The sequence below is a fragment of the Billgrantia sp. NRB1 genome (assembly GCF_056921725.1).
Window position 1 is genome coordinate 3650819 of sequence record NZ_CM167783.1, and the last position, 14295, is coordinate 3665113.

The window sequence follows — 14295 nt, forward strand, 5'->3', positions numbered from 1 at the left end:
ATACCTGCCAAGGGAAAGAGAGTGGAAATGTCGCACTATTGTGATCTGGCACCGGGTCATCCGTTTCATGGCCCCTATCATGATCGGGAGTACGGTTTCCCGGTGGCCGATGACGCCGCGCTGTTCGAGCGTCTGGCGCTGGAGATCAACCAGGCCGGCCTCTCCTGGCTGACGGTGCTCAAGAAGCGCGAGGCGTTTCGTCGTGCCTTCGACCACTTCGATATCGCAAAGGTTGCCGCCTACGGTGACGGTGAGCGCCAACGCCTGCTCGGCGACGCCACGATCATTCGCAACCGGCTCAAGGTCGCGGCGGTGATCCACAACGCCGGGGTGATCCAGGCGCTGCAGCGAGAGCACGGCAGCTTCAAGGCGTGGCTGGATCATCACCATCCGCTCGACCACGGCGACTGGGTGCGCCTGTTCAAGCGCACCTTCCGCTTTACCGGCCCCGAGATCGTCGGAGAGTTTCTGATGAGCACCGGCTACCTGCCCGGCGCCCACCGCGACGACTGCCCGGTGCAGGCGCATATCCTCGAGGCAGGGCCAAGGTGGGTTCATCGCTGACTGGCGTGAACTTGCCCTGTGGGAGGGAGCTTCAGCTCGCGAAGTAGCGCAAAGCGCTACCCATGGGGCGCCTGCGGCGCCTTCGCCCGGCAGAGCCGGCCTCCCACCATAAAACCTGCCAAACATGTTCACGCTAAAGTGCGAAGAACCCCAAAATGGACGCATCCCTCGAAATTGCATGAACGCGGATAACCCGACAGCTGGCTCTGATAGATAGAGCTTTGCAGGATGGCAAGGAGCGCCGGGGACAGGCCGAAGAGGGGGGCCGATTCCAGGGGTGAGGAGCATTGCTCCGAACGGGCTGGCCATGGATGGCCAGCACCGGACCTGCCAGCGGAGCGGGACGCGAGAGCGCAGCAGGGAATCGGTAGCGTACAGGGAGGTATTTACAGCGCCCCCTCGTCGGTCCGGCGCCCCGGGGCCTGTCGCCGGATCAGCTCCGGGCGGGGTAACCGTTGGCAAGCGGGAACCGAGCCTGCACCCATGGCATCATAGTCGGGCACTCTCAGCGAGGAGCCCCTCCCGATGGATACCGTAACCCAGGCGGCTCTCGGGGCCGCGGTGGGCGGCGCCGTACTGGGCCGGCGCCTGGGCCGCAAGGCCGTGCTGATCGGCGCCGCCCTCGGCACCCTGCCCGACCTCGATGTCCTCCTCGACTACGGCGATGCCGTAGCCAACGTCACCGAGCATCGCGGCTTCAGCCACTCGCTGTTCGTGCTGACCGGGCTCGGCACCCTGCTGGCCCTGCTCGCCTCGCGATGGCAATCGGCCAGAGCGATTCCGCTGGGGCACTGGTGGCTCTTCTTCGTGCTCTGCCTGACCACTCACCCGCTGCTGGATGCCCTGACCACCTACGGCACTCAGCTGTGGTGGCCGCTGGACGTGCCCCCCACCGCCTATCCCATCGTGTTCATCATCGACCCGCTCTACACCCTGCCGCTGCTGGCGGGCATCGGCGTGGCACTGATCACCGGCAACGGCCGGCGCGGCCCGGCCTGGGGGCTGGCGCTCTCCTGTGCCTATCTGGTCTTCGCCTTCGGTGCCAAGCAGCTGGTGGAGCAGCGGCTCGAGCCGCTGCTGGCCGAGCACGGCCTGCAGGACGCGCCGCGGGTGGTGCAGCCCACGCCCTTCAATACGCTGCTGTGGCGGGCCACGGTGGTGGACGGCGACGCCCACCATGAGGTGCTGATCGGTCTTTTCGACGGCGCGACGCCGCCGCGGCTGGAGACCTATACCCGCGGCGCGGCGCTGGAATCGGAAGCGCTGGCTATCGAACAGGGGCGACAGCTGGACTGGTTCGCCGGCCCCTTCCTGCGCTACGAGGCGGAGATGATCGACGGCCGCGAGACGCTTACCGCCACCGATCTGCGCCTGGGCTTTCCCGGCTTTCATCCCTTCGTTTTCACCCTGGCCACCCGGGAGGGCGGCGAGTGGCAGCCGCTGGCCGTCACCGAGCAGCTGGCGAGCCCCTACCAGGCCGACGAGGCGCGCCTGACGGCGCTGCCCCGCCTGAAGCAGCGCATCCTCAGCCCCGACCCGATGCTGTGCACCAGCGACTTCGTGGCCAGCCGCTGGGTGGTGAAAACACCCGAGCGGTGTTGATGGCTGCCTTATAGGCGCTCGACCAGCCCATCAATGGCCTGCTTGGCCTCGGTCATGGCGACGTCCTTGCGTCCCATGGCCAGCCCCTCGGCATAGACCACCTGCACGTCGGTGATGCCGATCAGCCCCAGCATCCCCTTGAGATGCGGGGTCTGGCTGTCGAGCTCGGTGCCGGCGTACTGGCCGCCGCGGGCCGCCAGGATTACCGCGCGCTTGCCCTCGAGCAGCCCCTGGGGACCATTCTCGGTGTAGCGGAAGGTTTCCCCGGCGCGCAGCACCCGATCGAACCAGGCCTTGAGCTGGGAGGGGATGCCCAGGTTGTAGAGCGGCACCGCCAGCACCAGCAGGTCATGGGCGCGCAGCTCCTCGATCAGCGCATCCGAGCGGGCCGCCAGCTCGCGCTGCTCCGCGGTCCGCTCATCCGCCGGCTGCTGCCAGCTGGAGAGCTCGGCGATGTCGAGATGGGGCAGCGCTTCGGCCACCAGGTCGCGCTCGGTGACTTGCACGTCGTCCCGGGTGGCGACCCGCTGCTTGAAGTGCTCGGCCAGGGCGATGGACTGGCCCTGCTGGCCGAGAATGGAGGAGGTGAGAACGAGAGTCCGGGTGGTCATGGCAAGCTCCTTGATAGGCGATGAATCATGGGAGCCATGATTGCGTGCATTTAGTGCAACGAAAAGCAGAAAAATCCGGGCGTGACATTCAATAAAATCGAAAAAACGGGGCCCCGCCGTTTCCGACGAGGCCCCGCATGTCAGCCGGCAGGCGCCGCGGCCGCGGCGCCGGCAATCAGCTGAAGTTCTGGGCGACGAAGTCCCAGTTAAGCACGTTCCACACGTTCTCGAGGTACTTCGGACGCGCGTTGCGGTAGTCGATGTAGTAGGCGTGCTCCCACACATCGATGGTCAGCAGCGGGGTCTGGCCGTGGGCGATGGGGGTGTCGGCGTTGCTGGTGTTGACGATGTCCACGCCGCCGTCGTCGGTCTTGATCAGCCAGGTCCAGCCGGAGCCGAAGTTAGCCACGGCGTTGGCGTTGAAGGTCTCCTTGAACTTGTCGAAGGAGCCGAACTTGGCGTTGATGGCCTCGGCCAGGGCGCCGCTCGGCTCGCCGCCGCCGTTGGGAGACAGGCAGTGCCAGTAGAAGGTGTGGTTCCACACCTGGGCCGCCTGGTTGAACAGGCCGCCGGAGGAGGACTTGATGATCTCCTCCAGGGACTTGTTGGCGTCCTCGGTGCCTTCGGTCAGCTCGTTGAGCTTGGTGACGTAGGCCTGGTGGTGCTTGCCGTAGTGATACTCGAGGGTCTCGGCGGAGATGTGCGGCTCGAGGGCGTTCTTCTCGTACGGCAGTGCGGGCAGTTCGAATGCCATGCTGGTCGCTCCTTGCTTTTCACGGTGGGAATCGGGGCGATCCCTGCCGGACTCGCCGGCTTGCCTGATGGCCGCCCCGTCGGTATTTTCATTGCAGCGTAATTTTCAAAGCGATCACTAGGTTAATTCCATCAGACGCCATGTCAAGCGATCCTAATGAAAAACCCGCCACCGCCGGCGAGCGGCTGCTGCACCTGCTGAAGACCCGCGGCCCGCACTCCGCCGCCGCCCTGGGCGAGATGCTGGGCACCAGCGGCGAAAACGCCCGCCAGCAGCTCGGCAAGCTGGCGCGCCAGGGGCTGGTGGCCCAGCGCCCGCGCCCGGGAGGCGTGGGGCGGCCGGTCACCGAGTGGCGGCTCACCGAGGCGGGGCACCGCCGGTTTCCCGACACCCACGCCGAGCTGGCGGCGAGGCTGATCGTCAGCGTGCGCGACACCCTCGGAGAGCCGGCGCTGAAGCGGCTGGTGGACACCCGCGAGGCCGAGACCCTGGCGCTCTATCGTCGCGAGCTGGCCGCCTGCGCCTCGCTGGGCGAGCGCGTGGCCCGGCTCGCCGAGCTCCGCGCCCGGGAGGGCTACATGGCCGAGTGGCACCGGGAGGACGATGGCAGCCTGCTGCTGATCGAGAACCACTGCCCGATCTGCAGCGCGGCCCAGGCCTGCCCGGCCCTGTGCCAGTCGGAGCTTCAGGTGTTTCGCGCCGCGCTGGGCGAGGACGTCAGCGTCGAGCGCCTCGACCATGTGCTGGCCGGCGCCCGGCGCTGCGCCTACCGGATCACGGAGGAGTAGGCGCGATACCCTGGCCACAGCCCCGATAGCTTTCCCCCTCGAGGGTCAGGGTCACCCGCGCCGGAAAGGGCTCACCGCTCATGTCATCGAAGCAGGCCCGCGCCTCCAGGCGCAGCTCGAAGGGCGTGTCACTGCGGCCACTGGCCAGGGTCACCCGCCCCGCGGCGTTGTCCATCTCGGTGACCCGGTAGGGCAGCGTCAGCTCCCGGGTGCCGTAGTCCAGCAGCAGGCTCACCTCGGGCACGTCGTGGGCCAGATTGGCGACCCAGCCCGGCTCGTTGCCCCGGGCATGGAACATCACCCCGGGACGCTCCTGGCGGGTCAGCGTCTTGCGGGTCGCATCCCGGGTGCAGTCGAGCCGGCCGTTGGCGCTCTCGACCAGCGCCTCCTCGCCCTTCGACCAGAAGCTGATGTCACCATGCTGAAAACGGGCCCCGCTGGCCACCACCGCCGGCTGCAGCCGATAGGCGCCGTGGGCCGACCACAGCCGCAGCTCATCGTTGGCCTGCACCGAGACCAGATCCTGAGCCGGCATGCAGCGCCAGGCCTGAAATTCCCGGGCGCCGCCGGCGAACAGCAGCGAAGGCAGCAGCGGCGCGGAGGGCGCCTCCAGGGCCGCTTCCGTCGCCTCGGGCTCCTCCGGGGAGGGGGCGGCATCGCGGATTTCGGGCCGGGGGCCTTCACCGGGGGCGGCACAGCCGGCCAGCATCAGCAGGGCGACCAGCCCCAGCGCGGGGCGCGGCAAAGTGGACGGGGAGACAGAGGCGGAGAGATGAGACATCGGGGTGGCTCCTTGCGCGGATCGACGGTCCATGGACGCCAGCATACCAGGCGCCGGGGCACTTGGCCCCGGCGCCTGTCGTCGATGCCGGTCAGGCTTTCGCACACCCCGCGCTCAGCCGTGGCGGCGGCGCAGCGTCTCGGCGGCCTTGACCATATTGGCCAGCGCCGGCTCCACCTCGGCCCAGCCGCGGGTCTTCAGCCCGCAGTCGGGGTTGACCCACAGCCGGTCGACCGGGATACGCTCGGCGGCCTTCTCCATCAGCCCCACCATCCAGTCCACCTCGGGAATGTTCGGCGAGTGGATGTCGTAGACGCCGGGGCCGATCTCGTTGGGATAGGCGAAGTCCTGGAAGGCGTCGAGCAGCTCCATGTCGGAACGCGAGGTCTCGATGGTGATCACATCGGCATCCAGCGCGGCGATGGAGCCGATGATGTCGTTGAACTCCGAGTAGCACATGTGGGTGTGAACCTGGGTGGCGTCGTCGGCCACCGCTGCGGTGAGGCGGAAGCAGGTCACCGCCCAGTCGAGATAGCCCTGCCACTCCGCCTGGCGCAGGGGCAACCCCTCGCGCAGCGCCGGCTCGTCGATCTGGATGGCCGCAATCCCCGCCGCCTCGAGGTCGGCCACCTCGTCGCGCAGGGCCAGGGCGATCTGGCGACAGGTGGTCTCGCGGGGCTGGTCGTCACGCACGAAGGACCATTGCAGGATCGTCACCGGCCCGGTGAGCATCCCCTTCATGGGCCGCTCGGTGAGCGACTGGGCGTACTGGCTCCAGCGCACCGTCATCGGTGCGGGGCGGGCCACGTCGCCGACGATCACCGGCGGCTTCACGCAGCGCGAGCCGTAGCTCTGCACCCAGCCGAAGCGGGTGAAGATGAAGCCGTCGAGCTGCTCGCCGAAGTACTCGACCATGTCGTTGCGCTCGGCCTCGCCGTGCACCAGCATGTCGATCCCCAGCGCCTCCTGGCGCGCCACGGTGGCGGCGATCTCTTCGCACATCCGCGCCTCGTAGGCCTCCCGGTCGAGCTCGCCCGCCTTGTAGGCCCGCCGGGCGGCGCGAATCTCGGCGGTCTGGGGAAAGGAGCCGATGGTGGTGGTGGGAAACAGCGGCAGCGCCAGCTTGCGCCGCTGGGCCCGCGCCCGCTCGGGGTAGGCGCTGTCGCGGCGGGTATCGGCTTCGCTCAGCCGGGCCAGGCGCTCGGCCACTGCCGGCCGGTGAATCCGCGCCGACTCGCGACGCCCGTCCAGTGCCGCGGTGGCGGCATCCCGGCGGGCGCGATCGGCGTCGCCGGCCCGACCGTCCAGCAGCCGCGCCAGGGTCACCGTCTCGTCGAGCTTCTGGCGGGCGAAGGCCAGCCAGCCCTTGAGTTCGTCGTCCAGCTCGGTCTCGGCGGCCAGATCCACCGGCACGTGCAGCAGCGAACAGGAGGGAGCGATCCACAGCCGCTCGCCCAGGCGCATGCGCGCCCCGGCCAGGCGCTCGTGCAGGGCGGCCAGGTCGGCCCGCCAGACGTTGCGGCCGTCGATGGCCCCCACCGAGAGCACCTTGTAGCCGGGCAGGTTGTCGATCACCGGGGTCAGCTGCTCGGGGGCGCGCACCGCGTCGATATGCAGGCCCTCCACCGGCAGGTTGACCGCCAGCTGCAGGTTGTCGCCCAGCCCGCCGAAGTAGCTGGCCACCAGCAGCTTGACCGGGGCACGCCCCAGCACGCTGTAGGCGGCCTCGAAGGCCTGTTTCCAGGCCTGGGGCAGGTCCTGGACCAGCGCCGGCTCGTCGAGCTGCACCCACGCCACGCCCTGCTCGGCCAGCCGCGCCAGCACCTCGCCATAGACCGGCAGCAGCGCCTCGAGCAGCGACAGGCGGTCGAAGTCGGTGTCGCCCTTCTCCTTGCCCAGCCACAGCCAGGTCAGCGGCCCAGTGAGGGTCACCTTGACCGAGTGACCCGCCTCGCGGGCCTCGTCCACCTCGTCGAACAGCCGGCTGCTGGCCAGACGGAAGGTCTGCCCGGCATGCAGCTCCGGGACCAGGTAGTGGTAGTTGGTATCGAAGTACTTGGTCATCTCGCAGGCGGCGGCGGGCTCGCCGCTGGGCGCCCGGCCCCGGGCCATGCGGAACTGGGTGTCCAGGTCAACCTCGCCGCGAGCGACCTCCTCCTCGGCGGCGAAGCGCGGGGGTACCGCCCCTACCAGGGCCGAGACGTTGAGCACCTGATCGTAGAAGGCGAAGTCGCCCACCGTGACCAGATCGAGGCCGGCCTCGCGCTGGGCCTGCCAGTGGCGCTCGCGCAGCTCGCGACCCACGGCTTCCAACCCCTCCCGGTCGAGGTCCGCCTGCCAGTAGCGTTCCAGCGCCCGTTTCAGTTCGCGATTGGCGCCGATGCGCGGGTAGCCGGAGATATGAGCCAGTGTCATGATAATGTCTCTTCTGCATGAGTGATGCAGCAGAGTCTCGCTGGCCACCTCTAGTGAATCAAACTAAACTTTTTAATTAAAAACATGAGGTGATTTCATACGATGCTGGAACTGCGCCATCTCCGCACCCTGCTCGCCCTGCGCGATGCCGGCTCGCTGGTGGAGGCCGCCGAGCGGGTGCATCTCACCCAGTCGGCGCTCTCCCACCAAATCAAGGATCTGGAAGAGCGCCTGGGCAGCCCGCTGTTCGTGCGCAAGACACGACCGGTGGAGTTCACCCGCGCCGGCCAGCGGCTGCTGGCCCTGGCCGAGCAGGTGCTGCCCCAGGTGCGCATGGCCGAGCGCGACCTGGCGCGCCTGGCCGGCAACGAGCCCGGCCGACTGCACATGGCCATCGAGTGTCACAGCTGCTTTCAGTGGCTGATGCCGACCATCGACCACTTCCGCGACCACTGGCCTGAGGTGGAGGTGGATATCCCCGGCGGCCACCACTTCGACCCGCTGCCGGCGCTGGCCCGGGAGCAGCTCGACCTGGTGATCACCGCCGACCCCCAGCCGCTGGCCGGCGTGCACTACGAGCCGCTGTTCCGCTATCAGGGGCTGCTGGCCGTCGCCCGCCAGCACCCGCTTGCCGAACGCGGCTTCGTTACCCCGGAGGAGCTCGCCGACGAGACCCTGATCACCTACCCCGTGGAGCATTCGCGGCTGGATGTCTTCACCCAGTTTCTCGACCCCGCCGGGGTGCGTCCCCGGGAGATCCGCACCGCCGAGCTGACCATCATGATGATGCAGCTGGTGGCCAGCGGCCGCGGCGTCTGCGCGCTGCCCAACTGGGCGCTGACCGAGTATCTGGAGCGCGACTATGTCAAGGCGGTGGCGCTGGGCGAGAAGGGGGTCTGGAGCACGCTGTTCGCCGCCATCCGCGAAGAGAGCCGCGAGCAGCCGTGGATGGAGGATTTCCTGCGCACCGCGCGGGAGACCTCCTTCGCGGTGCTCGAGGGCATCAGGCCTGCCTGATAGTGGGGACCGGCTGGGGCAGCAGCAGCGAGAAGCGCCCGCCGCCCAGCGCCTCGCTGTCGTCGACCAGGGCACTGCCGCCGTGCCAGGCCATGATGCGCTCGACGATGGAGAGCCCGAGCCCGTAGCCGCCCGACTGGCGGGTGCGGCTGTCGTCGAGGCGGGCGAAGGGCTTGAAGATGGCCTGGCGTTCGCTTTCCGGCACCCCGGGGCCGTCATCCTCGACGTCGAAGCGCACTACCCGACGCTCCACGGTGATGCGCACCAGCACCCGCGACCGGGCGTGGCGGCAGGCATTGGCCACCAGGTTCTGCAGCGCTCGCTGCAGGTAGCGCGGCTCCGCCAGGATCTCGGCTTCCTCGCCGGGGGCCAGCTCGAGGCGCAGCTGGGCGTGCAGCGGCGCCAGCGTCTCGATGACCCGCCGGGCCAGGGCCCGGCACTCCACCGGGCTGCGCTGCAGCTCGGCGCCGTTGGCGATGCCACTGTCGAGCCGGGCGTAGGTGAGGATCTCGTCGATCAGGTGGTCGAGCTCCTCGATATCGCCATCGATGCCCTGTAGCTGGCGATGCACCGCCGGGTCGTCGCTCATGTCCTCGACCATCTGCATGGCGAAGCGGATGCGCGCCACCGGGGTGCGCAGCTCGTGGGAGACCGCGCGGATCATCTCCTGCTGGGCGCGCAGCAGCGACTGCACCTGAACCGCCATGGCATTGAAGGCCATGCCGACCCGACCCATGAAGCCGCCGCCGTCGACCTTGACCCGGGTATCCAGGCGCCCGCCAGCGATGCGCTCGGCGGCCAGCTCCAGCCGCGCCAGGCGCGCCTCCACGCCTCGCACGATCAGGTAAATGGCGCCGGCCAGGCCCAGCAGGATGATCACCGCCAGCAGCAGCGACAGGGTCAGCGGCATCGGCTCGAAGGCGTGCAGCGGCCCCACCTCGACCCACTGCAGGCCGCCGGTGGCGGTGGGCAGGCGAAGGTAGAGCGACATCGCCCAGCGCTGGGGCAGCAGGCGGATCACCACCTCGGCGTCGTAGAGCCGCTCGAGCTGCGCGCTGTCCAGGCCATCGGGCGGGTCGTCGCTGAGCATCAGCGGAATCGCCGAGCTCTGCAGCATGTCCAGCCGCTCCCGGCGTTTCTCCCCCTGCACGCTAGCCAGCCAGTCGCCGAGCATCTCCGCCAGCCCCAGCAGCTGATGCTCGCCGAGGCTGGCCAGGTTGGCTCTCAAGACCAGCGGCTCGTCGGGCAGCTGGCGATAGAGCTGCCAGCCCTGCTCCCCCTCGCGGCTGACCAGGGTGCGTCCGGCCGCGAGCCGCGAGCGTTCGAAGTAGTTCAAGGGGTAGGCGCCGATATCGTGCAGCGAGAAGCGGATATCCAGGCGCTCCTGCTGCTCGACCAGCCAGGGGTCGCGCAGCTCGGCGGGCAGCTCCGCCACCTGCGCGGTGAGCAGCGCCATGGGCGCCAGCGCCAGCTGCTCGTGATAGTGCTCGCGGCGCACGTGGTCGACCATCAGGAAGCTCGCCACTGCCAGGCCGCCGCTGAGCAGCAGCGCCAGCGCCAGAGCCAGGTAGACGCGCAGGAAGGAGCCGTCTGCCAGGAATCGCTGCATGGGCTCAACCGTCCTTGACGAACAGGTACCCCTTGCTGCGCACCGTCTTGATCCGGTGGGGATGGTTGGGGTCGTCGCCGATCTTGGGGCGGATCCGCGAGACCCGGACATCGATGGAGCGATCCTGGCCGTCATACTTGATGCCGCGCAGATCGCTGAAGATCTCTTCGCGGGTCAGCACCCGGCCGGCGTTGCTGGCCAGCAGCCACAACAGGTCGAACTCGGCGCTGGTCAGGTCGATGCGCTCGCCGGCGAGCCAGGCCTCCCGGGTGGCACTGTCGATCTCCAGGTTGCCGAAGCTCAGGCGTGCGTCGCCGCTGGGCTCGGCCACATCGGTGCGGCGCAGCAGAGCGCGCATGCGCGCCAGCAGCACCCGCGGCTGCACCGGCTTGGGCACATAGTCGTCGGCGCCCATCTCCAGCCCCAACACCTGGTCCATGTCGTCGGTGCGGGCGGTGAGCATCAGGATCGGGCCGGCGTAGCTGGGCCGGGCGCGGCGACAGATCGACAGGCCATCCTCACCGGGCAGCATCAGGTCGAGAATCACCAGGTCCGGCTGCAGGGCCAGGATCTGATCGACGCCACGGGCGCCGTTGGCCTCAACCGTGACCCGGAAACCGTTGCTCTCCAGGTAGTCGCGGGTCAGCCCGGCAAGCCGCTCGTCATCCTCGATGATCAGTACATGCTCCCTGTCGCTCTGTTCCAGGTTGTCGTCCATCCTCTCCATCCCCGAACTGGGCCATCGTTAAGTAATCGGGACGTTACATCCCGTCATCATTCTATAAAGGATACCCGAAAAGCGCCCTTTCGCCTGCCCGGAGCGCATCTCATTGACCAAAATGCCCGCCCCGGGCGTCGGCCGGCAGGCGCGTCGCAGCGGGCTTCATGCCGGGCCCGCGAGGCTTGCCCACAGGGGCGACCGGATGCTGCACAGCTCACCCACAGCTTATCCACTTGATGAGGGGCAAAACACACACTATCTTGTGCCCACTGACACATGAACCACAAGATGATGTGCGCCTAACAACCGACAGCGCGACTGTCAATGCCCATCTTTCCCTGATGTAGGCTCTGCCTGAAGCGTCGACGTGCGATGGCCAGACAGCGCCTAGCCCAACCCAAGAGGAAGGGACTGACTCCCATGGAAACACTCCACTCCCCCGACGCCCCCGACCTGTCGGTCACCGCCCCGCGAACCCTGCGCGTCATCAAGCGCACCGGCGACGTGGTGGCCTTCGACGTCGACAAGATCGCCGTGGCCATGTCCAAGGCCTTCATCGCCGTGGAGGGCGACAACGCCGCCGCCTCCTCGCGGGTGCGCGACTTCGTTGCCGAGGCGTCCCGCGGCATCGCCGATACTTTCCAGCGCCGCATGCCCGACGGCGGCACCGTGCACATCGAGGACATCCAGGACCAGGTGGAACTGGCGCTGATGCGCGCCGGCGAGCAGAAGGTCGCCCGCGCCTACGTGCTCTACCGCGAAGCCCACGCCCGGGCCCGCGCCGCCAATGAAGACATCGCCAAGCCCCACCCCACCCTCAACGTCACCCTGACCGACGGCACGGCGCGCCCGTTGGACCTGGGCCGCATCGAGACCCTGGTGCAGGACGCCTGTGCGGGGCTCGCCAACGTCGACCCGGACAAGATCGTCGAGGACTCGCTGAAGAACCTCTACGACGGCGTCACCGTTGACGGCGTCTCCCAGGCGCTGATGATGACCGCCCGCACCCTGGTGGAGAAGGAGCCGGACTACACCTACGTCACCGCGCGGCTGCTGCAGGACAACCTGCGCCGCGAGGCCCTCTCCTTCCTGGGTATCGCCGAGGAGGCCACCTTCGGCGACATGGCCGAGCTCTACAAGCCGGCCTTCGAGGCCTACGTGGCCAAGGGCATCGAGTTCGAGCAGCTCGACCCGCGGCTCGCCGAGTTCGACCTGGCGCGGCTGGGCGAGGCCCTGGATCACACCCGCGACAACGCCTTCACCTACCTGGGGCTGCAGACCCTCTACGACCGCTACTTCATCCACCGGGACGAGGTGCGCTACGAACTGCCCCAGGTGATGTTCATGCGCGTGGCGATGGGGCTGGCGCTCAACGAGGATGATCGCGAAGCGCGCGCCATCGAGTTCTACGAGCTGCTCTCGCGCTTCGACTACATGGCCTCCACCCCGACGCTGTTCAACGCCGGCACGGTGAGAAGCCAACTCTCCTCCTGCTACCTGACCTCGGTGCCCGACGATCTGGACGGCATCTACAGCGCCATCCGCGACAACGCCCTGCTCTCCAAGTGGGCCGGGGGGCTCGGTAACGACTGGACGCCGGTGCGGGCGCTGGGCTCCTACATCAAGGGCACCAACGGCAAGAGCCAGGGCGTAGTGCCGTTTCTCAAGGTGGTCAACGACACCGCCGTGGCGGTGAACCAGGGCGGCAAGCGCAAGGGCGCGGTGTGCGCCTACCTGGAGACCTGGCACCTGGACATCGAGGAGTTCCTGGAGCTGCGCAAGAACACCGGCGACGACCGCCGCCGCACCCACGACATGAACACCGCCAACTGGGTGCCGGACCTGTTCATGAAGCGGGTCTTCGACGACAAGGAGTGGACGCTCTTCTCGCCCTCCACCTGCCCGGACCTCCACGACCTCTACGGCGCCGCCTTCGAGCAGCGCTATGCCGAGTACGAGGCGATGACCCACACCGGTCAGCTCAAGCTCTACAAGCGGGTGCGGGCCAAAGACCTGTGGCGCAAGATGCTCTCGATGCTCTTCGAGACCGGCCACCCCTGGATCACCTTCAAGGACCCCTGCAACCTGCGCAGTCCCCAGCAGCACGCCGGGGTGGTGCACTCCTCCAACCTGTGCACCGAGATCACCCTGAACACCAGCGTCGACGAGATCGCGGTGTGCAACCTGGGCTCGGTGAACCTGGCGGCCCACGTGGTGGACGGCGAGCTCGACGGCGACAAGCTCAAGCGCACCGTGCGTACCGCCGTGCGCATGCTCGACAACGTCATCGACATCAACTACTACGCGGTGCCCCAGGCCGAGCGCTCCAACCTCAAGCACCGCCCGGTGGGGCTGGGCATCATGGGCTTCCAGGACGCCCTCTACGCCCAGGACATCGCCTACGCCTCTGACGCGGCGGTGGCGTTCGCCGACCGCTCCATGGAGCTGGTCAGCTACCACGCCATCGAGGCCTCCAGCGATCTCGCCGCCGAGCGCGGCCGCTACGCGAGCTTCGATGGCTCGCTGTGGAGCCAGGGCGTGCTGCCCATCGACTCCCTGGAGAAGCTCAAGGTCGAGCGCGGCGCCGACTACCTGGAAGTGGACACCAGCACCACCCAGGCGTGGGGCCGCCTGCGTCACAAGATCGCCGAGCAGGGCATGCGCAACTCCAACGTGATGGCCATCGCCCCGACGGCGACCATCTCCAACATCTGCGGCGTGACCCAGTCCATCGAGCCGACCTACCAGAACCTGTTCGTCAAATCGAACCTCTCAGGGGAGTTCACCGTGGTCAACGCCGCCATGGTGGCCGACCTCAAGGCCCGCGGCCTGTGGGACGAGGTGATGATCAACGACCTCAAGTACTACGACGGCAGCGTGCAGCCCATCGACCGGGTGCCCGAGGACCTCAAGGCCAAGTACGCCACCGCCTTCGAGGTGGAGCCCAAGTGGCTGGTGGAGGCCGCCGCGCGCCGCCAGAAGTGGATCGACCAGGCGCAGTCGCTGAACCTCTACATCAAGGGCGTTTCCGGCAAGAAGCTCGACGTGACCTACCGCATGGCCTGGTTCCGCGGCCTCAAGACCACCTACTACCTGCGCGCCCTGGGCGCCACGGCAGTGGAGAAGTCCACCGTGGACCGCGGCACGCTCAACGCCGTGAGCAGCGGCAGCGCGCCGGCCGCCACGCCCGCCGAGCCTGCCGGCAAGCCGGAGCCCTCAGCGCCCGGTAGAGAGCCCCGCGGCATCGAGGACTTCCTCACCGGCAAGAGCGGCAGCGGCTCCCGGGCCCCCTCGGCGAGCGATATCGACGAGCTGGGCTGCGAAGCGTGCCAGTAAGCACCGCAGGCAACACCGCCGGGAGGCCGCACCTGTAGGAGCGCCCGGTTCCCGTCGCGACTGGCGCCGCAGGCGCCCCAGCGGAGACGGCAACGCT

General features: G+C 68.3%; 11 protein-coding genes. 5 read left to right on the plus strand and 6 right to left on the minus strand.

Annotation, left to right across the window (positions count from 1 at the left end; genetic code table 11):
* Window positions 1-27 precede the first annotated feature (27 nt).
* Complete coding sequence (locus ACZIYR_RS16610) at window positions 28-564, plus strand: DNA-3-methyladenine glycosylase I (RefSeq protein WP_483527467.1); 537 nt, start codon at window positions 28-30, stop codon at window positions 562-564.
* A 525-nt stretch (window positions 565-1089) separates the two neighbouring features.
* Window positions 1090-2166, plus strand: a complete 1077-nt coding sequence (locus tag ACZIYR_RS16615; RefSeq protein WP_483527468.1) for a metal-dependent hydrolase — start codon at window positions 1090-1092, stop codon at window positions 2164-2166.
* Window positions 2167-2174: 8 nt separating this feature from the next.
* On the opposite strand, the gene ACZIYR_RS16620 is transcribed toward ACZIYR_RS16615, so the two are convergent.
* A complete protein-coding gene (locus ACZIYR_RS16620; protein ID WP_483527469.1) occupies window positions 2175-2777 on the minus strand; it encodes an FMN-dependent NADH-azoreductase in 603 nt (200 codons plus the stop codon).
* Window positions 2778-2952: 175 nt separating this feature from the next.
* On the minus strand, window positions 2953-3531 hold the full coding sequence (locus tag ACZIYR_RS16625) for a superoxide dismutase (protein WP_473034873.1): 579 nt from the start codon (window positions 3529-3531) through the stop codon (window positions 2953-2955).
* Window positions 3532-3671: 140 nt separating this feature from the next.
* Here ACZIYR_RS16625 and ACZIYR_RS16630 point away from each other — a divergent pair, with 140 nt between their 5' ends.
* Window positions 3672-4319, plus strand: a complete 648-nt coding sequence (locus tag ACZIYR_RS16630; protein ID WP_483527470.1) for a helix-turn-helix transcriptional regulator — start codon at window positions 3672-3674, stop codon at window positions 4317-4319.
* Here ACZIYR_RS16630 and ACZIYR_RS16635 read toward each other — a convergent pair.
* Both ACZIYR_RS16635 and metE read right to left on the minus strand, forming a co-directional pair.
* Window positions 4306-5100, minus strand: coding sequence for an MliC family protein (locus ACZIYR_RS16635; protein WP_483527471.1), 795 nt, complete (start codon window positions 5098-5100; stop codon window positions 4306-4308). The two genes, ACZIYR_RS16630 and ACZIYR_RS16635, sit on opposite strands and share 14 nt — an antisense overlap.
* A 114-nt stretch (window positions 5101-5214) precedes the next feature.
* Window positions 5215-7515, minus strand: a complete 2301-nt coding sequence (gene metE, locus ACZIYR_RS16640) for a 5-methyltetrahydropteroyltriglutamate--homocysteine S-methyltransferase (RefSeq protein ID WP_483527472.1) — start codon at window positions 7513-7515, stop codon at window positions 5215-5217.
* 102 nt (window positions 7516-7617) lie between these two features.
* On the opposite strand from metE, the gene ACZIYR_RS16645 reads away from it, so the two are divergent.
* A complete protein-coding gene (locus tag ACZIYR_RS16645) occupies window positions 7618-8532 on the plus strand; it encodes a LysR family transcriptional regulator (RefSeq protein ID WP_473035096.1) in 915 nt (304 codons plus the stop codon).
* Here the strand turns inward: ACZIYR_RS16645 and ACZIYR_RS16650 are convergent.
* Both ACZIYR_RS16650 and ACZIYR_RS16655 read right to left on the minus strand, forming a co-directional pair.
* Complete coding sequence (locus ACZIYR_RS16650; RefSeq protein ID WP_483527473.1) at window positions 8519-10141, minus strand: ATP-binding protein; 1623 nt, start codon at window positions 10139-10141, stop codon at window positions 8519-8521. The two genes, ACZIYR_RS16645 and ACZIYR_RS16650, sit on opposite strands and share 14 nt — an antisense overlap.
* 4 nt (window positions 10142-10145) lie before the next feature.
* A complete protein-coding gene (locus tag ACZIYR_RS16655) occupies window positions 10146-10859 on the minus strand; it encodes a winged helix-turn-helix domain-containing protein (RefSeq protein WP_473034875.1) in 714 nt (237 codons plus the stop codon).
* Between the two features lie 423 nt (window positions 10860-11282).
* On the opposite strand from ACZIYR_RS16655, the gene ACZIYR_RS16660 reads away from it, so the two are divergent.
* Complete coding sequence (locus tag ACZIYR_RS16660; protein ID WP_483527474.1) at window positions 11283-14198, plus strand: ribonucleoside-diphosphate reductase subunit alpha; 2916 nt, start codon at window positions 11283-11285, stop codon at window positions 14196-14198.
* The last annotated feature ends 97 nt before the right edge of the window (window positions 14199-14295 follow it).